Origin of the sequence: Paenibacillus sp. FSL W8-0919 (assembly GCF_038003785.1) — a bacterium.
Taxonomy (GTDB): Bacteria; Bacillota; Bacilli; order Paenibacillales; family Paenibacillaceae; genus Paenibacillus_AQ; species Paenibacillus_AQ lactis.
Map to the genome: position 1 here is coordinate 401,569 of NZ_JBBOPV010000001.1, position 23,298 is coordinate 424,866.

A 23,298-nucleotide genomic window follows, 5' to 3' on the forward strand; every position below is an offset into this window, starting at 1 on the left:
GGATTAGGGGAATAGGAGCCTATGGGACTGTATATCCGGACATAACGAAAACCCCTCTACTGCGGGTTAACCGCAAGCAGAGGGGAGATTTTCGAAGCGGATGACTTGGCTTCGTGTCATGGCGATGGGTCCTTAAGATTTCATGCCAGTGTAAATCAATATCGCGTCGCGCAGAAACGCCGCCGTTCCCGGCTGCTTCGCATCATAATGTGCCGTAAACCGCTCATCATCCATATACATCTGGGCAAGCCCCGCATGGGCCTCCTTGCTGTAATCGCTCCAATAATACGTGAGCCACTGCTTATGCAAATCCGCCGCACGCTGTGCCAGCTCCCCGGCCGGATCCCCCTGTTTGAACGCTTCGGCAAGCGTTGCATACAGATCGTCAGCCAGACGGGTCACTTCCTCGTACTGCTCCTGCGTCATGCCCTTCAATTTCGCATTGGACCGGTCTACCGTCTCGTCACCATATTTTTCACGGATTTCCTTGCCGTATTGTTGCTCATTGTCGTCAATCATCTTCTGCTTAAAGCCTTCGAATTTCTCTTGATCGCTCATGGTTATTCTCCCTTCAGTGGAGGCAATCGACTTCTCCACATTCGCAATCAGCAGATCGAGCTGCCGTCTCTTGTCAAGAAGCTGCACATGGTGCTCCTTCAGCGCCCGGACCCGGTCAAAGGATGGCGAGGCCATGATCGCCTTAATGTCTTCCAGCTGAAGCCCCAGCTCCCGGTAAAACAAAATCTGCTGCAGCCGGTTCACTTCCTCCTCCCCGTAGATTCGATATCCTGACGAGCTGATTCTGGCCGGCTTCAGAATGCCAATCTCATCATAATATCGAAGCGTCCGGTTGCTGATTCCAGCCAGCCGTCCAAGCTTCTGTACGGTATATTCCATGGTTTCACCTCCTGACATCTTAAACTTACACCTTAACGTAACGTTAAGGTCAACAGGATCATTGCAAAACATTCGTCCAATTCATAATAAAGTTAATTATCCTCATCTAACCCGAGGGCCTGGTCCCCTGAACTTCTATTATATAAAAAATGCCGGTCAACGTATCATTCACGTCAACCGGCATTCATTACGCTGCCTGAGAGCGTTGCATTAGAAATTTTTATCTGGACGACTCCGCTTGAAGCATGTTCAACAGGACGACTACCGCTTCGGCACGGGTTGCCTGCTCTGTCGGAGCGAAGCGATGATTGCCGCGACCTTGGAGAAGACCTTCGTTCACGGCGGCTGCGATCCAGCCTTGTGCCCAGTCCGGGATCTCTCCGGCATCGGCAAATGCCAATCCGGTCGTCGCTCCTTCGGCAAGGCCGAGAGCCTTGGCTGCCATCGTTGCGAGCTCCATACGAGTCAATTTGTCGTTGGCACGGAATGTATGATCGGCATAGCCCGTAATCCATCCTTGATGAACAGCCTTGGCGATTTCGGATTTCGCCCACTGCGGAAGAAGGTCGGCATCCGCGAATGTAAGCTCCGCTTCCTCGCGCAAATCGAGTCCTCTGGCCAGTAATGCGGTAAACTCAGCACGGGTGATCGGCTTGTCGGGACCGAACGTTCCGTCCGGATACCCTTGGATCAAACCTTTTCGCACCGCATCCTCAATTTTTGCTTGAGACCAGTGTCCCTGAGTATCGCTGAAGGCCGCGGTTGGTTTATCCACCGATTTCCCGATTCGTACGGACTTATCAATAGCGATGTCTTGCGCCGTAAGCTTGTGGTCGACAGCGGTCAGGCTGTCCCAACGAACTTCGGATGCTCCGGCCTTTTTCACTTTAAACGTAAAACTGCCGATTTCAGTATCGCCCTCTTCCCCGGGAATATTGCCCGTCTTCGTATGAAGGAATGTAATTACCCCGTCCTTCACGATCGGGGAAACAGTGAATCCTTCGAGTCCAGGCGCCGCTTCGACAAATTCCAAATATTCTGGATCAAAGCTTAAGTTTACTTCATAGGCGTACAAATCCCGAACGTTTTTACCCGTCAAATCAAGTGTAACGGTATCCCCTTCGTTCCCGCTTCCCGATTTCGCACCGAGATGGAAAGATGTCGGACCTTGGGTGGAAATACCTTGAGGGCTATCGCTCGAACCGGCCACTTTCCGGGCGATTGATGCCAGATCAATCACATCGATTCTACCGTCGCCATTGACGTCGAGCGCTTTGATTTGATCCCAATCTGCGCCGGCCTTGTCACGGCCAAGCAGCTTCGCAATCTGCTCGAGATCGCTAATCGCTGCCTTGCCCGCTTCGCTTGCGCCGGAACCGGGCGTGCTGCCTGAACTGCCGCCATTTCCCGATCCGTGAGCCGGATGCTGCGGCCCGCCAGGTGTGCCAGGTATTTCAGGTGCTCCAGGGTTCCCCGGTTCTCCCGGTTCTCCCGGCTGGCCAGGTTCACCGGGTTCACCAGGTTCGCCTGGCTCACCCGGGGCTTCGGCATCGGTTTTCAGCTTATAAATGAAGGAAGCCGAAACCGCCTCGATCTCATCCCCGTTAGCGTCCCCGATCTGCGCCACGGCGATATCAATACGGCCTTCTGTCGTTTGATCTACCTTTTTGGTATTAAAGCTCAGCTTGATCAAATCTTGATTGCCTTGAATCGGCTGTCCTTGACCGGCGAGAATAACCCGCAGCTGGCCCGAATCGTTCCGCGTATCGAGAATGGTTACCCCTTCCTGTAGCGATTCGGCGGAAATGAACGTCAACAGATTCGCATCGTATTGCAGCGTCAGATCATGCGCATACATCTCCTGCACGGCCGACTTGATCCCGTAGGTGACCGTCAACGGTTCGCCGCCTGTCACTTCATCCGGTCCGCTGATTTCAACCGTCGGCTGGGTAATCGAGACAACAATGCTTTGCGTCCCTTCGACATTGCCCGCTTTGTCCACCGACCGGTATTCAATCGCATGAACGCCTTGCTCCTGAACGGTCAGTTTGCCGTCTTTCACCGTCCTCCACTTGTCTCCGTCGACTCGGTACTCGGTCCGCAGCACGCCCCAGCCGTTAGGGTTATCCTCGGCAGAGAAGCGAAGAATGGCTTCCTTATAGTGTTCCCCTTCGGTATCGCCGCTTCCCTCGATACGAACCGTCGTTGTCGGCGCCACCGTGTCCTTAAGGAGAATGTCCAGATAGGCTTGGTACTTGCCGCCTTCATTCTTGCGGCTGCGGATCTCCGCATGCAGATCGCGGCCGACTTGCTGTAAGGTTAAGCTTACCGTTTTATTGTCTTGCAGTTTGGTCTGTACAAAAGGCGTAACATTGAATGTCCACCATTGATCCGGCGATGCAAACGTCGTCAGATCGATCCGCTGGCCTGCACTCGGTTTATTTTTATAGGTGATCGTGTCTTCTTTCCAGCTATCGTCATGTACCTCGAACACACCGATATCGGATTGCGTTCCGTTGCCGTCTTTGGTCTGGCCGTAGACATGAAGCGCAGCTTGTTCAATTTCGCCCTCAATATTCGAAAGATCGAATTTCATGAACATGCGGCGGTCGTAATTCCCGCTTCCATTACGAATATTGAGAAATCCTCTTGTTCCGAAGTTCGCATTCTCTTCGCTGCCGCCGTTCACGAACGTGTCTTCCGCCACGTTAATGCGAACTTTGGCCGCGTCGTCAGGCTCAAGCGCCCCCTCTTCCGGAAGCTCGACTTCCGCGTCAGGGTCGACCTTCAGCTTAATGACATGGCTGCGTCCTTTCGTTCCTCCCGTGGCAATCTCCAGTTGAACCGACGGAGATGTCCGTAATACAGTTACGCTCGGATCCTTAGCTATTTCCTCAAGCGCAACTGCGGCGATTTCCACCTTCACCTTGGATTGCGTCTGCGTCGGATCGGATACGGACACGGTCCATTGATCGCCCTGCTCCTTCACCATCACCGACGCAGGCTGATAGGCACGCACCGGCCCCAATTCGCCCGGCTGCCAGAAGTTGATGCCTGTCAGGCCAAGCTTCGTTTCTTCCACTGCCTGTATTTCTGCCGTATTGCTCAAGATGCGAATTTCCGGCTTCTCGCTGTACGCTTTCGTCGCTTCCGGCGACAACGTCGGCAGCATCACATAGGAATATGCGGCGTCTGTCGGTTTCGTGCCATGCTCGACCGCCAAGCTGACATAATTGCGCGTCATCGGATCGGCGGGACCCGACACGTTAATGTCTTTCCAGGAACCGGTTCTCGCTTCGCGCAGAGCCCGAATATCCGAACTCTCCGGGAAATAATAGCCGATATCGGCCCCGTCCACGGTGCCTGCAAGATGTGCCCAGTTCACTCCTTTTAGCTCATCGGACCATCCCAGCTCGCTTGGCATCGATTGGCCGTTCACGGTTAGCGGATTGGTGCCGGCCGTATTGATCATCCGATTCTCCACAATCGTCTCCACTTGGCGTCCATCCGTCCGCTCGTCAGGGGTCGTAATGCCTGCTCCCAGCAGGGCGACTTCGTTGTCGAACATAAACCACGACTTCTTCCCGGTCAGCTTGCTTCCTGGCGGTGCCAGATCCATCCCGGCGATTCCGTACAGGTTGTCCATGGACGAGCCGCCGACCCATGTTTTCCCCGTCGTTCTGATCATCGGCCGCTCCAAGCCGTCGGACGTCGTTCCCGGCATCCGGCGGGAATCGACCGTCGGCCAGAACCCATCGCGGAATTGGCCCGAATCCCGGTTATACAGATACATCATGCCGTCGCCGGTATACCAGCCTCGTGTATGCTCACCGTTCATTCCCCCCTCAACGTTAGCAATGCGGGAGGAGGACATGCTAAGACCGAGGGTGTAGCCCGGCCGCGAATGAACGATCCGATCCATCGCCGAAAATTGACGGTGCTCGATCAGATCTCCGCGCGGCTGGATCGAAGTGTCGCTCATCAGCTTTTTAAATAAAACGATGTCCCGAATTTGCATGCCCTCGTACATATTCGGCATCGTGTGGTCGGAAATGACCCAGTCCTTGACCATGCTCTTGTAATAGGCGGCTTGTTCCGGGGGAGCATACTGCGCCAAGCGCAGAATCGTCCATACCGCGCCCCGGGTGTTGTTATTGTAACGGGAAACCGCTCTGCCGCTGACCATCTCCATAATATGGCCGCTGTAAATGACCGGTTCGAACGAATCGGTCACCCAATTCCACACATGATCGAAATTCGGATCTTCAATCGGCCAGGGGGAGCCGCTCAAGACGGTCAACAATTTCGAAATATCCCCTAACAGTACGCTGCCGTAGCTGCCGGTATATGCGATGTTATTATGCTGGATAAAAGAACCGTCCTCATAGAAGCCATCCCCGCTGGTCACATACGGGAAGACGGAACCGATCGCATCGCGCGCTTGCACGATTTTCGCCTCATCTTGTCCTAGTACGCCCCACAGCAGAACAGCCAGCGATTTATCCAACAGGTTGGCACCCGTCTCCTTCAAACCGGGAGCGCCGATCAATCGCTTGGCCGGATCGGGTACGAATCGGTCGATCGTGCGGGAATAACCCGCGATCTGTTCCGGACTAAGATGATCGTACATCAGCGTAACGATATCGGCTAACGAGAGCGGCGAGCCGATCTCCCACTCCCACCAGTTGCCGTAATAGCTTTTTGTCTCGTTAAAACGATTCTCGTACATCCAATCCAGGCCTGCGATAATATCATTCTTTAATTCCTCGTTCTGGTACAACGACGTACCGGGAGTCGAGAAGGCAATCGCCATATCCTTCAGTCGGTTGTACGATAAGGTGATATGGTTCGGAGCGGTCGTACTGTTATAATCCGCCCAGAGATAGGTGCGGTCCGCCGCTTTATTGAGCGTGTCCCATACGCCGCTTCCATTCTCGTTCGTGACTTTCCGGGCATTCGCCTCGACCGCACGTCGGATGTCCGCATCATTGAGGTCGATTTGCAGGCCGCCCGTCAAATAATCGAACCACTTCATCCGCAGCACATTGAAATCATCCGCCTGCGCCGCCGCGGCTGCCGGGGCAGCCGGGAAAGACGCGAATATAAGCGAAAAGATAAGCAAAGAAAGGACACAAAACTTGACGCTGTATTTGTTCACAATGAAATAACACCCCTTCCAATTGTTTCAACTCAGCGATCCATCGCTTCGGCAAACCATTTCAAATCCTCGGCATCCATGATGCCGTTGCCGTTGATGTCGGCAGCCATGAACATGTTCCAATCCGGGCTTTCGGAAGTCATGCCGAAATGCGCGGCGGCCATCGCCAAATCGCCAACCCCGAGCTTGCCGTCCCCGTTCAAATCGCGGACCAGAACTGCGGGCTTCAATGTCACTTCCAAATACGACTTGTAGATCCCGCCCTCGTTTTCTTTACTTCTCACTTCCACGGTCAAATCGGATTGGCCTTGCAGCGCAATGCTTACTTGCTGATCGGCGGCCATCCGCGCTCTGGCATAGGCGGTAATATCATATTGGTGCCATTGATTCCCGCCGTCGAATATTGCGTCTCCTATCAAGCTTCCAACTTGAGGCATGTTATTCCAGGTGAGCGCATGTTCTGTCCAAGCATTGCTCTCGACCTCATACGCGCCAACGGTTTCCGTTACTCCTCGGCTGTCGTTCTTTCTGCCGTATACATGCAGCTTCACCGACTGGATTTCTCCGGACAGTCCGCTCAAATCGTATTTCAGGAACGTTTTGCGTAAATAGTCATTTAATCCGTTCTTCACATTGAGATAGCCGACACCTCCGAAATTCTGGCCCGCTTTGCTGCCGGCATTTACATAAGCGTCCTCCGCTACGTATATGGTGACTCTCTCTCCTTGGTCCGGTTCGGCAGGATCGTCCAATTCCGGCGTTTGGCTCGGATCGTATTGGAATTGAATCGTATGGGTTTTGCCTATCGCACCTTTCGTGTCGATTTCCAGTTTGAGATAAGGCGAGGTTTGGACCACCGTAACGGAAGGGTCCTTCGCGATTTCCTTCAATACGGCTTTGCCGAGGTCAAGCGTCACTTTCTCTTGCTTCTGCGTAGGGTCGGATACGGCAACCGTCAATCGATCACCCTGTTCTTTGACCAAGATCGAAGAAGGTTGATGCGCTCGCACAAATTCCGAGCGATCCGCTTCCCAGAAGTTGAAGGCGGTAATGCCAAGCTTATTCTCCCGGGCGGCGTGAACTTTGTTCGTGCGGCTCACGATTTCAATATCCGGATGCTGGCTGTATTGCTTGGTCGCTGCCGTATCCTTGTTCGGCAACAGGACGTAAGCGTAAGTACCGTTCTGCGGCGCCGTCCCATGATCGAACGCCAAGCTGAGATAATTTCGCGTAATCGGATCGGACGAGCCGCCGTTATTGATCTCGCTCCAAGAGCCCGTTCTCGCTTCACGTTTTCCTGTGATATCGGCTTTATCCGGGAAATAATATCCGATGTCCGAACCGGCGACATTGCCCTCCAGGTGGGCCCAACCGATCCCGTTCATCATCTCGTCCCAACCGAGCGCGTCGGATTTCACCTGACCGTCCACCGTAAGCTGATTCGTACCGCTGTCCTTCAATTGGCGGTTGTCCACGATCGTTTCCACTTTACGGCTGTCCGCGCTTGCAATATCTGAGCCTAACGCCACGATTTCATCGTCGAACATAAACCATGATTTTTTGCCGTGCAGTGTGCTCCCAGTGCTCTTATCCAGACCAAAATCCATCCCTGCCGCGCCGTACTGCCCGTCCATCGACGAACCCCCGACCCAGATTTTTGAGTTATAGTAAGAAGCCCAGTCCTTCGGAGCCGGCGCATAGCCGTCCGTCGTCGTTCCCGGCAAGCGGTACATATCCACCGTCGGCCAATATTGATTGCTGTATTGAGACAAGTCGTTATTGTACAAGGCCGTCATTCCGATCCCGGTATACCACCCCTTTCGGTTCTCGTTGTTCCCGAATTCAAACGCCGAGATCCGGTCGGAGAACATGCTGAGTCCAAAGCCGAAGCCCGGACGCAGGTGGACGACGCGATCCATCGCGGCAAAGTTCTGGTGCTTCACCAGCTCTCCGCGCGGCTGAATTGCAGCATCGCCCATGATCCCTTTGATCAGATTCATCTCATAGATCGGCATGTGGTCGTAATAGTTCGGGAACGTCGTATCGGACAATACCCATTCCTTGATCATGCTCTTGATCTTGGCAGCTTCCTCCGCAGGGGCTCCTTCGGCAAGGCGTGCCAACGTCCGAATGATCGCACGTCCTGTCAGATGATCGGAGTCCGTCTGGCGGGAGATGCTGCGCCCTTTCACCATATCCATCATCGCGCCTTTATAGATTAAGGCCTCGAACGAATCCTCCACCCATCGGTACACATTGTTCGCATTCGGATCGTCCAGCTCCCACGGCGATTCGTTGAACAAATACAGTAAATCGGCCATACGTCCGATCAGTACGCTGCCATATGCTCCGGTATAAGCAATATTGGAATGCTGGATTAAAGACCCGTCTTCGTAAATTCCATCTCCGCTCTTCGCGTACTGGAACTCTCCGGACATCGCGCTCCGGCCTTGTTCGATCTTGGCCCCGTGCTTGCCGACAACGCCGCGCAGCACAACGACCAGCGCTTTATCCAGCAGGTTGGCGCCGGTTTCCGTTACTCCCGCATTCTGCACCCTTTTCGTCGGGTCGGGTACGAATCGATCAATGACACTCAAGTATTTATCCACTTGCTCTTCAGGCAGCTCATCATCCATCAGTACGAGAATATCCATGAGCGCTTGCGGCGTTCCAATCTCCCAATCCCACCAGTTCGGGATGCTGTTCTTGCTTTGGTTATATTGGTACGCATGCATCCATTCCAAAGCCCCGAGGATATCGCTGCGCAGCGCCTCATTTTGATACACAGCGGTTCCTTCGGTGGAATAGGCAAGCGCCATATCCTTGATCATGCCGTACGCCTTCGTAATCCGTGCCGAATCGGTGTTCGTCTTGCTGATCACATCATCCCAGAGCGCATTCGCATCCGGCGTGCGGTTCATCCGGTCCCAAATCCCTGTGCCTTCGGCATTGGATACTTTGTCCGATAACGAGCGAATGTAGGCGGCAACATCCGGATCGGACGCATCCATGAAAGGACCGCCAATGAGTTTGTCGTACCATCTCTGTCTCAACTCATCATAGCCGGACAGCGTTTCGGATGATTCCACCGTCACATAGGATTGGGCGCTAACGAGGCCGTCCGGCGTCGACACGGTAATCGTGGCAGTTCCGTAATCCATCGCCGTCACCGTCCCGCCTTCTACCGATGCAATGCCCGAATCGGAAGAGCTCCACACCACGGGTTGATCCGCTGCGTCCTCGGGTGTGAAGATCGGGATTAGCTCTACGCTCTCGCCTTTTTCCATGGATATCATGTTCGGCTCCAAGGCCAGTCCGGCTATGCCCCGGCGCGGTTTCAATGTCACATCGTCAAACCAAGCAGTCCCCGTTCCCGTTTCGAAAAACGGCTCGATTCTGACATACCTCGCTTCGGCCGGAGCCGTAAGCACCGCCTCTTTCAACGACCAATCGTTCGTCCCGGCCAATTTGGCGGTCGAAGGCCCGTCCCCGATTTTCTCGCTCTTCGTGCTGCCGTCCAGACCTGCGATGCTTTTATAAAAGTTCGTTCTCACAAAAACACCGCCGTTCGACACGACATCTACCGTTTTCATCCGGGCGCTGAATTCATATGGTTTTCCGCCGTCAATCGGCACATCCAAGCTAAGGCCTGTGCGATCATCTGCGCCCAAATGCTCGATCTGTACCGCATAGGCTCCGGAATAATAAACGGCATCGGTAACCGACACCCTTCCTTGTCCCTTGGCCAGCCACGCGCCCCAGCCTTGCGGTTGAATACCGTTTACCCAGGAGGCGTTCCCCGTAAAGGCGACGTGCTCAAATCCTCCGTTAGGAACGAGGTTGTCCTCCGCCTCGCCCGCTTCCTGCGCACTTGCAAGCCATGCCGGAAACGCCGGCAGCAAATTCAACGTCATGCAGAAAAGCAAAACTACGGATATTCTTTTGTACAGCGCTTTCAAAAAAATCCTCCTCCTTAGCTTTCTGAAATCGTTTTCATATTTCTTACCATCATAAATCGGAGAGTGGAGGTCACAGCAGGGGAAATTTTTACCTTCGTGTGAAATATTTCGACTTTTGTGTGCAATCGGAGATAAAAAAAAAAGACTGCCGGAACCTATCGGTCCCTGCAGTCTCCCGTACATCCGGTCACCCCGGCTTGTACATTCCGTATCTTATATCGTCCATCCATCCGAACTACTCGGCCGACTCAGCTTCCGTATCCGTCTTCGATGCATCAGATGGATTCGAACCCGTGCTCTTCTCATGGATCCATTGCTTTAAAGGCTCCGTCAATTGCTCCTTCAGCTTCTGCAGCAGCTCTTCCTCCGTCATGCCTTTAGCGGCCGCCAGCTCGGCCAGCGATTGTCCGCCCTCAAGGCCAGCCTTCAATTCGTCCTCCGTCATTCCGAGCAATGCAGCGATTTCCTCAGGCTTGCCGAACTTCCCAAAGCCGCGGCCACCTTTGCCATGACCTTTCATCAGAAGCTCTTGCGCACTCCCCTCAACCGCTTGCGTCAATCGTTCGTTCAGCCCCTCCTTCAGCTCTGACGCTTTGGTGTCCGAGATGCTGTCCTCACTTAAACGCTCATCCAGCTTCGCGGATTCCAGAACGACCAGCTTCTGCACAAAATCGGATTTGGACATGCCGTTATTCTCAGCAATCTCTGCTAATGTGCTGCCAGCTTCGAGCGCTGAACGGATATCGCTTTCCGTCATACCAAGCACCTCCGACGCCTCCGTCATCAGATGGCCGCCAAACGGACCGCCGCCCCGGATTCCTAAACGCTTCCCATCGCTGCTCTTCACGGCATCCGTGTCCGTCCCGGCGTTTGTGCCTGCCTGTCCAGCCTCTGTTGCGGAAGCCGCTGCATCCGTGCTTGCTGCGGCGAAGACCTTGCTTTGCAGGTATCCCGCTCCTCCCAAAACTAGAGCTGCCGCCATACTGCTTACCATCACTTTTTTGCTTATCGGATTCATTGCAATCTCTCCTTGTGGGTGATTTAGATTTGCTTACAATCCGAAGTATAGAAGGCGAAGCTGAAACAGGGCTTAGAGCAGCCTTATGCCTGGCTTAGGCCAAGCTGAAGGTTTGCTGAATGCAGCAATGGGGCACGCCATCTGCATATCACGGAGCCGATCTCTATTGCAAAGAGCCTGATCCCGAGCTTCGGGATCAGGCTCTGCCAGCCTAACGAAAGGACCAAGTGCGAGCATTCAAGACTTTGCGAACCGTCAGCCACAAGGTAAGAAGCAACAGCAATTCGAACACGTTCGTCACGACAGAGCTTTCAACCGGGATTGGAATGGCGCTTCCCGCCGCCATCAATATGGTGCCGATGAATAGCAGGGGCGACCGTTCTCTGCGCCATACGGTCACGCCTGCAAGCAGCAGCGGCACAAGGACGATCATGACCATCAGCGGCGGGCCGGACGATTCGGTGGATACGTATCGAAGGGCACCGTATTGATGTGAAGGGGCAAGCGACAGATCCATCGTTACCGTGACAACCTCCAGCACGATGAGAAGGACGGTCACGAGCCAAGCCCCCCAAGCGGCCCCCGGCTTCCGGGCCCAGGCGCTTCCCGACCGCCGGATCAGATCGAAGGACACCAGCGCCAATAAAGGCGTTGCCAAAGCATGCACCCAGTAGCGCGATAGATTCAGCTGCTCAAGCAGCCTCCCTTCTCCGATCCACCTGCCAAGTCCGATAACTCCGTTGTCCCAAACCAGCCCCGCCGTCACCACGAGCAGCAGATACCGCAGCCCGGGCGATGGATCCCGCTTGAACAGCACCAGGCCATAAACGAACAGCGCCATATACAGAGCGGCCAATATCAAGTAGAGTACAGCATCCATACTTGTGTCAGCTCCCTTCCAGTCCATCATCTTTTCGCTTAAGCCTATCGAAATCCGTTACCATTTATACCCTGTAAACCGCCCCGTTAACCGCATCCTCGGGGTTGTTATCGGCTAAGCGGGAAGCGGGCTCTGAGAAATAACGGCTTTATCATCATAATGCCCAATCATTGCCGTCATGCATGTAATAACAAAAAAAGCGCCAGAAGGAGCTCTCCCCCTCTAGCGCTGCATGTTATTCTAATTCTCGCATCACGTTCGGCCTCCGTGGCTGAATACCGTTATATCACGCCAAGCGCCGCGCTCCGGAGCTTAGTACGGTGCTAAATGTGCTTCGCCATAGGCTTCAGATGGTCATTGTCGGCCGGGTCAACCTTGATCCGGCCGTTCCTCCCGCTCTCGAATCGCCTGCTTGGCCAGATTCGTCAGAACCATATCGTCCATCGGCGGATTATGAAGCCCTGCCCGCACGTCCCGGTACATCCGTTCGAGCGGGAGCTTCCGGGACAAGCTGCTTCCGCCGACGATCCGCATCGCCTGATCCACAATGCGGACAGCCGCATTGGTCGCCGTATATTTAGCCAGCCCCAGCTCCGCCTTAAGTGAGGCCCGGTTGTCCGGCTCCCGGTCCCAGCGGTCGGCCACCTGGTACAGATAGGTCCTGGCCGTAATCAAATCGGCCTCGATCAGAGCGATCTGCCTTTGGATATGCGGCAGCTCCGCAATCGGCACCGTCAGCGAATTGGGCCGGTACCGCGCCGCAAAATCTATCGCAAAATTCCGGGCCGCATAAGCGATCCCCAGATAACAAGCCGGAATATGAAGCAGCGTTCCTTCAGTCGGTACGGGAGAGGACGGCATCTCGTAATTCTCGTCCCGAATCACTTCCGAATCCGGTACGAATACGTCCTTCAGGACGACGTCATGACTTCCCGTCGCACGCATGCCCATCGTATCCCAGGTCTCCTCTAGCTCCACGCCGGGACCGCTCCGAACGAGAAACGCCCCCTTACGCTCGCTGCCTTCGATTCCCGCCGTAACGACAAATACCTTTAGAATCGGGCTTAACGTGCTGAAGGTTTTGCGGCCCGTGATGCTCCAGCCTCCATCGACCTTTACCGCCGTCGTCTCGGGCCGGCCTCCCCGGCTCGGGCTTCCGGTAGCCGGCTCGCTGGCCAGCTCATTGATCACGATGCCTTCCTTGACAATCGATTCGCACAGACTTTCAAACAATGCCTCGGGCCATGCCCGGGTCAGACGCTGCTTAAGTATGAGGCTGATATGCCAGCCGACAGCCAGTGCGGTGGAGCCGTCTCCGCGCGCCAGCCGTTCCTGGGCCAGCACCATTTCATAGACGGAGGCTTCCTCTCCGCCAAATCGCTTGGGAACGGTTAGTTTTAAATAGCCTGACGCCTTGAGATCTTCAAAGTTCTCGTACGGAAACGATCCTTCCCGATCATGCTTGGGAGCTCTCTCCGCGAATATGGCGGCCAGCCGGTCGGCCCGCTCCGCAATGTTCGCCTCGCGTTCATTTCGTATGAATGGATCTGCGGCATAAGATCGGTTCAAGCTCGCCCCCTCCTTTTCAATACCGTGTATTCCGGTAGCAATATAGAAATTGTAGCAACCCGGATTTGGGGTGTCAATGAAGGGACGCTATGGCAAGTGAAGCTCGAAGACCTGCTCGACGTGGCTTACGCCCCATGCTTCGTTCGGACGCTCGCCGGTCTTGCGGAAGCCGACGTTCTCGTACATCCGAATCGCATTCTTCTGATCCTCGGTCGTCTCCAGGAACACGTTCCGGTAGCCCTTTTCCCGGCAAAACTTGACGGCCTCGTTCAATAACGTCTTGCCAAGTCCCCTTCCCCTGAAATCGGGGTGCAGGATGAACCATCTGAGCTGCGCTTTGTCCGGCGTATGCCCGACAATGGCGATGGCGCCGACGATGCGGCCGTCCGCCTCCGCCAGCCAGAACCGGTCCTTCTCCCGGTCATAACGTTGGAAGAATTCATGAAAGGTCTTGCAAACATAGCCCTCGAATCCATGATTATAACCGCATTCCTCCGCGTACAGCCAGCCGTGCAGATGGATCAGAACGCCAACGTCCCCCGGTCGCAGCTCGGTGCGGATGACCACGCCCGGGCCGCGATCCTCTTCGCCGGAGAGGGAGCTTTCAATGGCCGTCATGCTCTTGGCAATCAGGCCCTTTCTGTGCTCCGGCAGTCCCTCAATCAACCGGCGGACCTGCTCGTCGGATAGCGCATCAAGCTTGTGCAGCATCTCACGGCCTTGATCGGACAAGTAATGGTAGTAGGACCTGCCGTCTTTATCGGATTGAACGCGGTAGGTCAGCCCGAGCTTATCGAATCGCTTTAAAATGCGGCTTAAATAACCGGCGTCGATGCTCAGCTTGTCGATCAGCATTTTGGCCGTGCAATGCTCCGTATTCTGAATTTCATACAGCACCCTTGCCTCGGAGAGAGAAAAATCGCTGTTCAACAAATGTTGATCGAGAAGTCCGAGCACATTCGTATAAAAACGGTTAAAGCGCCGGATCGTCTGAATGATGGTTGCATCTGACATGATGAGTGAGCCCCTTTCTTTTTATTCGGTTAGCAAAAAATTAACATTTATACTTGACTAAGTCAATTATCAATTTGACACAGTCAACTAAATAAACGACAAAAAGCACGGAATCCGTAAGTTCCGTGCTTTTCCCATGGTGACCCGCTCCAACCACCTTGCCTACTTGTGCAGGTCGACGGTTTTATTCAATTCGGAATCCTCTTCCTGGCGCTGGCCGGTCATTTTCCGGAAGAACGCTTTTACGGTCTTCATTCGGTCTCCCGTTTCCCAGTATTCGGCCGTCTCGGTCCGGATTTTGATCAAGATGATGTTTGGATCATCATAGGTCGTGTCCAGAAATTTTTCGTACATCTTATTCCAAAGCTCTTTCTTCCTGTTCAGATCATCCACGATTTCCGCGGTGCCGCGAATGGACACATACGACTTGCCGACATAAGCGACGTTCACGTTCGGATTCTCCAGGATTTCCTTGTATTTGCTCGTATCCTTCTTGGTCAAGAACCACAGGTCTCCGTCAAATTCGATATCCTGCGTCTGCATCGGCCGGGAATTAATGCCGCCCTCCGATATGGTCGACAGCATGGCGGTTTCAACGTCTTTGATAATATCCTTAACAGTCTCGACCGCTTCTTGGTTGATTACTGCATCCTTCGACATGGTATCACCTCATTCATGTAGTTAAACGTTTCTTAAACGTGCTATCGAATCGCTAAACAACCCGCAACCTGGCATCCGCCCTCGCCCTATCCTCGTTTTCCCAAGAAGCGCAGATATGGGTAGGTTGCCGTTATTTTGGCGAAACTATACGGTTTTACCGCAAGGGAACCATCAGCCATGCCATAAAAAAGCCCGTCAAATCTCTGGACGATTTGACGGGCGAAACGTATGATTATTCGTTTAATGCTCACTGCCCGGAGAGGACAAGCGCTTTTTCGGCAGCAGAACCGTAAACGTCGTCCCTTTCGATGGCTCGCTCTCCACCGTAATGGTACCGTCATGGGCCTGGACCGGCTTGTAGACAATGGCCATTCCGAGTCCCGTGCCCTCAGAAGAGGAGTCCGTCGTGGTGCCCCGGTAATATTGCCGGAATAGATTCTCCACCATATGAGCCGGCATGCCGACGCCATTGTCCTTGATGCGGATAACAGCATGTTCTCCCATGTCCGTGATCTGTATATAGATATCCGTATGCTCCGGATAGTGGAAGATGGAGTTCATCATTATATTTTGCAGGCTGCGCGATTCAGCTCGCGACTAAGCTTAGGTCATGAATCAATTCCTCCATATGCTTACCCTTGTCATCATTTCCCGGATAAAAGAAATCGCTTCTTCCTTCGACCACTCGTACTGCTCATTCAATAAAAGGGCCGAGTAGCCTTTGATTTAGGTCAGCGGCGTCTTCAAATCATGGCAGATCCCCGCAATCTGGAGGGCACGATTGGAGACGCATCGAATACCTTAGAGCTAGTCAGCCAGGACGGAACGATCAGTGTAAAATAGTTGGGTTCCTGCGGGGGCAATTAAACGGAATAAAATATACGTTCACCCGACAAATAAGGTATGCAGTATTCGGCACACAGCTTCGGCATCCGCTCGCGCATCCATGCATGGACGGATTCATTCTCCATCTGGAAGACATAGTATCCGATAATGGCCAGCAGCATGAAGCCTTCTAACAGAACGAGCTCGTCTGTTCCCGTAGAATCATTGCCATAATAGCCTTTCAAGAATCGATCCCGAAGCTCCGATGGAACCATCATGGCACCCATAGCAACATCCGTGTAATAATACCCTGGCCCGAAAAAACCAAAATCGATAAAACCCAGCTCCCCTTCCGGGGTCATGAGGATGTTCCCCAAGCTTAAATCGCCGTGGATGAGTCCCCAGGCATCTTGCTGTCCGCCAGCTTCAAGCCGGGCATTTACCAGCGATACCGTTTGTTCAATAAGGGAAACATCTGAGGAAGCGAACAATCCTCTCGCTAACCCTTTCTTGATAACCTCGATCATATATTGATTGTAGCCAATCCCCTGACTCGGACGCTTGTCCAGGCCTTCCTGCTCGTACTGGCTATAGAATTGGTGCAGCTCTGCAATGCGAGTCCCCAGCTTCTCGACCCATATCGGGTCGCTTACGTCTTCTTTCCGCAGGTCTCTTCCCTCCAGCCAAGACAGCACAGAGCTGTTCCATCTCTTCCCCTCGAGCTCGATGATCGTAATCAGTTCACCTTTCCGATTACGCAGCGGCCTCTGGACGTGAAGATGATCCCGGTCTGACAACGCCTCCAGCATCTGCAGTTCACCCAGCAGACCGTCATAGGTATGCTGCGGACCGGCCATCCCGTCTTTGACCGGTTGATGAATGCGCAGCAGATATGGGCTTCCGTCATGGCCTTTTACTTTGTAAGTTCGATTCTCATTATGCCGGATAAACGTAATCTCCGGTTCCCGGATGCCGTATTGAATCAGAATGTCCTGCAGCTGTTCATGTTGCATGTGGGCTTCTCCTTACCCTTCATAATCATTGACTATATCACCCTCCGAGGAATGTATGGTCAAAATACGCCTTGAAATCCGGGTATAGATAATCCAGCGATGCTTTAAGCTCAGCCCGGTCCGTTTGCTCCTCATCCAGATTAAATAAGATTTCATGCTCGATCTCATAGATGGCACCGAAGCCTTCGCCAGCGTCTTCATTTACGTCGATGCACCATATCTTGCCGTATTCGGAATCCCATGTGAAAGGTAGATAGCCCAGCCGGCACAACAAGGGATTGTACATATCCCTGACGTTATCCAGCGGCTCGTCCACCGGTTGCTCAGGAATGACGTCAAAGTAATGATGATATGTAGAGATAAATGCTTTATACCACTCGGGAAATGTCAATCCGTACCCGTCTTCCAGTTCCCTAATATCAGCTTCACTTACAACGGAAGGGACCAGCTTCCAGATGGACCACTCCTCGTCGGTATCGGTAGCCTTCATCTCTGCAGGAACGTGAGGGCGCATCCACCTGCAGAAGCCGTCCTCCGTAACCTGGCTGTATTTTGCGTAATAGGCCTCAAAGCCTCGTTGGATATAGTCGCGTATGTCCATGTTCCAAATCTCCTTATGCAGAAAATACAATCCGCTCAGCCTGCTAATTTATACGGAGTGGGAAGAGAATGTGCTTCGTCTCCGGTTCGAAACCGAATGTTCCTTCTTCCATGATCCCTATCCTTGATTCTATCAGCGGATCTTCCACATTATAGCATGACAAGGATCCCTGTTTGGATCACAAGATTCCCGCTCTACCGTCTTGCACAGACAATACCAAACAGGTGCATATTTATGTGCCTATGGATATTTGATAAAATATTACGATCAACCATTGGAGGATCACGTGTAATGAAATTAAAAACTACGCACAGGTGGGATTTAGACGAGCAGGAAGCCATTGAGCTACAGCATCAATTGGCTTTGCAAGTAATGAAGGAAGATGCGCTGGAGCCGGTTCGTTATGTCGCAGGCGTGGACGTTGCCTATAGTGAGCAGAATGATAAGCTTATCGCTGCGGTTGCGATTTTAGAGGCCGACTCCTTAACCCTCGTTGACACCGTTATGGTTGAAGAGAGCGTTTCGTTCCCGTATATTCCGGGGTTATTTTCCTTTCGGGAGCTTCCGCCGATCATGAAAGCTTTTGAGCAGATCAGCATCTTGCCTCAGTTAATCGTTTGCGACGGTCAAGGGCTCGCGCATCCGAGACGTTTTGGGCTGGCCTGCCATCTGGGAGTTCTTTATGATATTCCAACGATCGGCTGCGGTAAAACAAAGCTCTCGGGAAGTTACATTGAACCCGATATCCAGAGAGGCTCATATTCACCGCTCATGGATCAACATGAAATAATAGGGAATGTATTGCGCACCCAGGACGGCGTTAAACCTGTGTTTGTGTCTATCGGCCACCGCATTTCTCTGGCGACAGCGTGCGAATGGATTTTAAAGCTCTCCCCCACTTACCGCCTGCCGGAAACCACCCGTCAAGCGGACCAGATCGTCAGAAAGGGATTAAAGCTTACCCAATAGCAAAGGATGGGATTGTTCCCATCCTTGTTATGTATAGTATTACTTTCTCCCTTGATCGACCTGCTCACTGTAATGCAATAGCGTTTATAAATTCAAGTGTTGATTGTGCGTACAAACGAAATGACGAAATCATTATATAGTATTATATTGGTATACGTGTTATTGGATCAATGTACAGGAGTAGGTAGCCATTGTAGCAGTTTACCTTTCCCAGTATACCCCTATCTCCTCAAAGGAAGTTATGCTCTCACTCAAACCTTCTTGATCTGCTGTTCCAATTATTTCGATTTCACTTTTTGACAAAATGATTTTACCATGAGGGTTGATTACTTTTCTATCATATATAGATTTTAGCAAGCTTACTTGTTCTGAGGTCATCTCATAATAATCTCGCCAAGATTCAATTGCAGAATCTGGTTCTGTTAAATGCCTCTCTAATAAATATCCACCATATCGTACTATTTTTATAATATTGTCAACTGAAGTAAAAGTATCGTTATCACCCCAAAATGCAGTAGTTATTGATGGTGATGTCGTGCCATCATCATTTTCTTCAAGGAGATATTCTAAAGTTTCATTTTTAGCCAATTCAAGAACCTCCTTTGGTGCCTCAGTAAAAAAATCCAAAGCTATAGGGATATCAGTTCGAGTATAATTCTCATTTCGAAAAGCGCCAACAAAATAATTACCTTTGAAAGTAATAGTGCCTCTTCCTCCCGAACCATCTACAACACTATAGTTATCACCGTCCCATGAATGCTCATATGCTAATTCAGGATAATGAGCAACCATTATTGCATGTGCTATCGAAGCAAGTATACAACCGCTCCATAAACTCTTTTTATTTAATTGACTATTTAATAGTACTGGCTTCATTTTTTTCTCCTTTTCGGTTTAGTTGGTGGTGCTTTCTTGCTTGGCTTATCAATATCTGAGGGTAACTTATTTGATTTATCCCGATTTTCTTTTCGAGATAATACTTGAGCATTACTGAAACTGTTAGTACCACCTTTATCCCTAGGGATTATATGATCAATTTGCCACTCATTTGGATCGGGTGTAACACCCTTTTTACTCTTTTGGGGTTTAGTCAGAATTTGACCAGTATCGTCAGACTTAACAACCCCACCATTTCTCTTTTTATTTTCTTCAATTATCTTTCTTTTTTGGGCGGCTGTAAAATCCTTCCCTGGACCTATATGCTTAGAATCTTCAAGATGTGAATAAGGTCCATTGCCTGATTGTGGAGTACTTTTCTTCTCTGCTTGATGTTTTTTTGATTTTTGAGGTTTACCTGTCCCCTCAGCCTTTTGCTCCGGCTTCGCTTCCGGTTTTGCCTTCGTATCCGCTTTATCCTTCGGCTTCGTTTCCGGCTTCGGTTGCTCTGCACCCTTATCCTTCTTCGGCTTGTTCCCACCGCCTCCGCCTCCGCCACCGGAGGTGACGCCCATCTGGCTGCCGGCGCCGGACTTGCGCTTAAAGCGGCCGTAGCCAATAGCCATGCCGACGGCCATGGCGTAATCCTCGCCAATGTATTCGCCCAGGACGCCGAGGCCTGCCTGCATCGCCATATCCTGTCCGACTCCAACCGCCATGTTCTTCATCGCGGCCTTCATCGTCTGGACCGCGTCCATCTGCTTCTGGACATCCTCCAGCTTCCGCGCCGCGGTCGTTACCTTCCCGGCCGAGCTGCCCAGCTTGCCCGCGGTTGTCGCGACATCCGCCGCTTTGTCCACGGCCTTCACGGCATCGGCCGCATTATCCGTATATTTGGCCGCGGTGCTCATCGCATCCAGCGCCTTGCCGCCCTTGTTGACGAACTTCGCGCCCGTAGCTGCCCAGCCTGCGAACGGGATCGCGGCGGCTGCGGACAGGGCGGCGTTGGGGCAAAAAAAAAAACCTAAACTGAGTGACGTGCAAGCGGCCCACATATTTTCAACTTTCTTATATTGCTTTTGGTTCACATCCGATAATTGAGAAACTAAATTGTCTATTTTAGGTGATCCTCCAAATCGATCACCATAATAAATCTATTTCTTCTCTGTTACCACAATTTATAAACCACTGAATATTCTCAAACTCGTTTAGCAACTCTTGACTAACTTTTATCTCCTTCATGTTAAATCCCGCTTTCCGGTAAAATTAATATCCTCCAGTTCACGACACCAGTTTCCCACTATCCACACCCCTAATTTTACCATTTAAGTTAAGTTTAATGATATTAATATCGAAAAAGGGGCCTCACTCCTCCTTAATAGATAGAGTAGACCTCTAAAAAGAATAAAGATCTTTAAATATATGATTTCTACTATGGTCTTACACTGAGAATTTACACGTGGCACATTGTTCTTTTGATTAATTGTCATCACTAATAACTAATAATGGGGATTTTAGTCGTTTGCATCCTGAAGAGAATCAATAAACTCTCTAAGAGATTTAGCTAGCTAACCATAAGACTCCTCAGAATCATCTATACATTATCTTTAGCTTAAAAAATCCATATAAAAATAGACGGTTATCTTGAGAAGACAACCGCCAATAAAGATCAACTATAACTAGATTTTTGTCTGAATGTCTTCCCAAACTCCATTATCAAACCTTGCCCCTGCCAGATTTGCACCTTTCCATACTACACCTTCAAGGATTGCATTTCTAAAATCTGATTGTTCAAAGTTACCATTGGTAAGTACAGCACCACTTAAATCCGCACTAGAGAAACTTGCTTGTTCAGCGTTTATTCCGGACAAATTTGCATTGCGAAATGAAGCATTCCTTAAGGTTGATCCAATTAATTCTCCATTAGATAAATCGACTTCGTCAAAACAAGTTTCTATACACATACTAATATTTATTTTTGCATATCTCATATTTGCTTTATAAAAACTCGCCTTACTAAGTACGCAATCTGCTATGTCAATACTCTCCAAGTTACAGTTGTTGAAGTCAGCAAATTCAAAATTGCAATCAAGAAACGATGCTCCTATTAACGAAGACGCTCTTAATATAACTCGTTTTGCTATAAGACCATCGGCCATAACTTTTGACAGATCAGAGAAAGTAAGATCCAGATTACTCATATCAAGTCCATCGATGACTTCATCATTGTATTGAGATCTGTGTAGAATTTCCAATACTTCTTTTCTGATATTGCTATCCCCAACCAAAATAATCACAACCCATCATTTTTTGAGATATTCCTGCCAAGCAGAGCTAGGGCTAAATGATACTCCCATCCGATACTCATCAAAACTTGGTATTGCCAAAACATGAGATGTTTCCAAAAACCCCATAACTTTTATCCAATTGTCGATCAATATGGTTAGCTCTGCTTCCCAAGGGTGCTCCATAACATCAATCCGCATACCGCCCCAATTAAGTTCTGATACACTTCCCGGAGCATTTTTCAAAAACTCTCTATCAAACATCTCAAGAATGTGATCACCTAAGTATGTTCGAGTGCCTACACCCAAAGGTCCATTAGGGAGGAATTTAACTGGCACTGGATGTGAACATAGGTTCATCCATATGTGAAGTCGATCATTGTCCGTTTGCCATGGATAAATTGGTTTCCAAAAAATATGGGTAACTCCAAATCTCGGTTTTACTATTTCTGCTATTTTATCAGACATTTCAAAAAAAGCTGGCCATAATTTTTTTGGCATCGATTTATGAAAATTAAATTTCATAAATGAACGAGGGGTTAACTTGACGTCAATACTACCTGTATACTTAACTGATTTATCCCTATGAAGATATATTTCTGAAACACTACGTTCAAAAATTACCTTTTCAAGAATTTCGCTGCGATTATATTCGATTTTAACCAGTTCACTATCGCCCCAATGAGTAGGATTAAATTTTCCATCCTCCTCGAAAATATCCAAAAGACTACATAATACCTCTTCCTTGTCAAAAGACACTGTAGGATACATTATAATTGAAAATAAATTAGGCGACATTTTAGTCCTCCTAGCTCCAGATTAAAATTCCAAAATACCCCCTATGGGGTATAAGTTATATTCAACAAAGACAACATACTGAGCATTCACTTTATCTTCGTGCATTTCTCTTTCTAGAAAGTGTCTTTCGTTATAGGATTTCCCTGTATTCAAACACACTCAAAACTTCTGTCAGATATCCTTTTATATATTCGACATACAAAAAGGCTCACTCCTCTTCATCGTTCAAGATGGAATAAGCCTTCCTCATATTTATTACTTTTTCATTCTATTGGCCCCGCTTAAACTTTAAGTTAATAAATCGCTATAGCGCTATCTGTAATACTTGACACACCTTTCTTGGAAAGGGATTCTATCATCGAGCAGCAATTCTTCCTGCAGCAAATTTGTTATATTCTCTATTTTTGCAATGAATAGTGCGTAAAAGTCACCCGAATTTGGATATGAAAATAGTCCATATCCCTTTGGTGACAGTATCTTGTTAACCTCTCTGATTTTATCAGGTAAATATTCATAGTCATACGCTTCTAATTGCTCAAGTTCTTCTTTTGCTGCTAATTCAATTTGGTGGGCGAATTCATAGTCGAGAATAAAATTGACGATCTCTTGATATTGCTCACCTTTATAATCAACGTATAAAAACTGTTGCGTCTTCAGTCCATATTTTAAGAGGTCTTCATGAATGTCATAACTTCCTTCATCTTTCAAAAACTGTTCAAGATTCTTGTCATCAGGGAATATGAGCTGTGCTATTTCTTGATCCTGCATACTTGTCC

17 protein-coding genes and 1 pseudogene are annotated in these 23,298 nt (G+C 50.4%); 1 reads left to right on the forward strand and 17 read right to left on the reverse strand.

Features of this window, described 5'->3' with window-relative positions; translation table 11 throughout:
• Window positions 1-132: 132 nt before the first annotated feature.
• From NST44_RS01675 to NST44_RS01725, 11 genes are all read right to left on the reverse strand, one after another.
• Window positions 133-897, reverse strand: coding sequence for a MerR family transcriptional regulator (locus NST44_RS01675; RefSeq protein ID WP_340897494.1), 765 nt, complete (start codon window positions 895-897; stop codon window positions 133-135).
• Between the two features lie 220 nt (window positions 898-1,117).
• Window positions 1,118-6,055, reverse strand: a complete 4,938-nt coding sequence (locus NST44_RS01680) for a polysaccharide lyase family 8 super-sandwich domain-containing protein (RefSeq protein WP_340897496.1) — start codon at window positions 6,053-6,055, stop codon at window positions 1,118-1,120.
• Between the two features lie 32 nt (window positions 6,056-6,087).
• Window positions 6,088-10,014: a polysaccharide lyase family 8 super-sandwich domain-containing protein gene (locus NST44_RS01685; protein WP_340897497.1), complete on the reverse strand. Its 3,927-nt coding sequence runs from the start codon at window positions 10,012-10,014 to the stop codon at window positions 6,088-6,090.
• Window positions 10,015-10,249: 235 nt separating this feature from the next.
• Window positions 10,250-11,032: a hypothetical protein gene (locus tag NST44_RS01690; RefSeq protein WP_340897498.1), complete on the reverse strand. Its 783-nt coding sequence runs from the start codon at window positions 11,030-11,032 to the stop codon at window positions 10,250-10,252.
• Window positions 11,033-11,243: 211 nt separating this feature from the next.
• The gene (locus NST44_RS01695; protein ID WP_028407382.1) at window positions 11,244-11,912 is read right to left on the reverse strand and encodes a hypothetical protein; all 669 of its coding nucleotides are present in this window, start codon (window positions 11,910-11,912) and stop codon (window positions 11,244-11,246) included.
• A gap of 369 nt (window positions 11,913-12,281) precedes the next feature.
• Window positions 12,282-13,481, reverse strand: coding sequence for an acyl-CoA dehydrogenase family protein (locus NST44_RS01700; protein ID WP_028407381.1), 1,200 nt, complete (start codon window positions 13,479-13,481; stop codon window positions 12,282-12,284).
• 87 nt (window positions 13,482-13,568) lie between these two features.
• The gene (locus NST44_RS01705; RefSeq protein WP_007132490.1) at window positions 13,569-14,495 is read right to left on the reverse strand and encodes a bifunctional helix-turn-helix transcriptional regulator/GNAT family N-acetyltransferase; all 927 of its coding nucleotides are present in this window, start codon (window positions 14,493-14,495) and stop codon (window positions 13,569-13,571) included.
• A 162-nt stretch (window positions 14,496-14,657) separates the two neighbouring features.
• Window positions 14,658-15,155 (reverse strand): pyridoxamine 5'-phosphate oxidase family protein, encoded by a 498-nt coding sequence (locus tag NST44_RS01710; RefSeq protein ID WP_007132491.1) that lies wholly within the window; start codon window positions 15,153-15,155, stop codon window positions 14,658-14,660.
• A gap of 240 nt (window positions 15,156-15,395) precedes the next feature.
• A complete protein-coding gene (locus NST44_RS01715; protein WP_340897501.1) occupies window positions 15,396-15,719 on the reverse strand; it encodes an ATP-binding protein in 324 nt (107 codons plus the stop codon).
• Between the two features lie 299 nt (window positions 15,720-16,018).
• Window positions 16,019-16,993, reverse strand: a complete 975-nt coding sequence (locus NST44_RS01720; RefSeq protein WP_340897503.1) for a phosphotransferase enzyme family protein — start codon at window positions 16,991-16,993, stop codon at window positions 16,019-16,021.
• A 37-nt stretch (window positions 16,994-17,030) separates the two neighbouring features.
• Window positions 17,031-17,594 (reverse strand): SMI1/KNR4 family protein, encoded by a 564-nt coding sequence (locus tag NST44_RS01725; protein WP_340897505.1) that lies wholly within the window; start codon window positions 17,592-17,594, stop codon window positions 17,031-17,033.
• A gap of 291 nt (window positions 17,595-17,885) precedes the next feature.
• Between NST44_RS01725 and nfi the strand changes: the two genes are divergently transcribed.
• Window positions 17,886-18,563, forward strand: a complete 678-nt coding sequence (gene nfi, locus NST44_RS01730) for a deoxyribonuclease V (protein WP_340897507.1) — start codon at window positions 17,886-17,888, stop codon at window positions 18,561-18,563.
• Between the two features lie 201 nt (window positions 18,564-18,764).
• On the opposite strand, the gene NST44_RS01735 is transcribed toward nfi, so the two are convergent.
• From NST44_RS01735 to NST44_RS01760, 6 genes and pseudogenes are all read right to left on the reverse strand, one after another.
• Window positions 18,765-19,439: a hypothetical protein gene (locus tag NST44_RS01735; protein WP_340897509.1), complete on the reverse strand. Its 675-nt coding sequence runs from the start codon at window positions 19,437-19,439 to the stop codon at window positions 18,765-18,767.
• Window positions 19,436-20,494, reverse strand: coding sequence for an HNH endonuclease domain-containing protein (locus NST44_RS01740; protein WP_340901402.1), 1,059 nt, complete (start codon window positions 20,492-20,494; stop codon window positions 19,436-19,438). Before NST44_RS01740 ends, NST44_RS01735 begins: the two co-directional genes overlap by 4 nt.
• Window positions 20,483-20,584, reverse strand: a pseudogene (locus tag NST44_RS01745) (DNA/RNA non-specific endonuclease); the annotation flags it as partial. The gene NST44_RS01740 and the pseudogene NST44_RS01745, both read right to left, overlap by 12 nt.
• A gap of 534 nt (window positions 20,585-21,118) precedes the next feature.
• Window positions 21,119-21,727, reverse strand: a complete 609-nt coding sequence (locus NST44_RS01750; RefSeq protein WP_445670723.1) for a pentapeptide repeat-containing protein — start codon at window positions 21,725-21,727, stop codon at window positions 21,119-21,121.
• Between the two features lie 15 nt (window positions 21,728-21,742).
• A complete protein-coding gene (locus NST44_RS01755) occupies window positions 21,743-22,522 on the reverse strand; it encodes a hypothetical protein (RefSeq protein WP_340897510.1) in 780 nt (259 codons plus the stop codon).
• 312 nt (window positions 22,523-22,834) lie between these two features.
• Window positions 22,835-23,290 (reverse strand): DUF6630 family protein, encoded by a 456-nt coding sequence (locus NST44_RS01760; protein ID WP_340897512.1) that lies wholly within the window; start codon window positions 23,288-23,290, stop codon window positions 22,835-22,837.
• Window positions 23,291-23,298 lie beyond the last annotated feature (8 nt).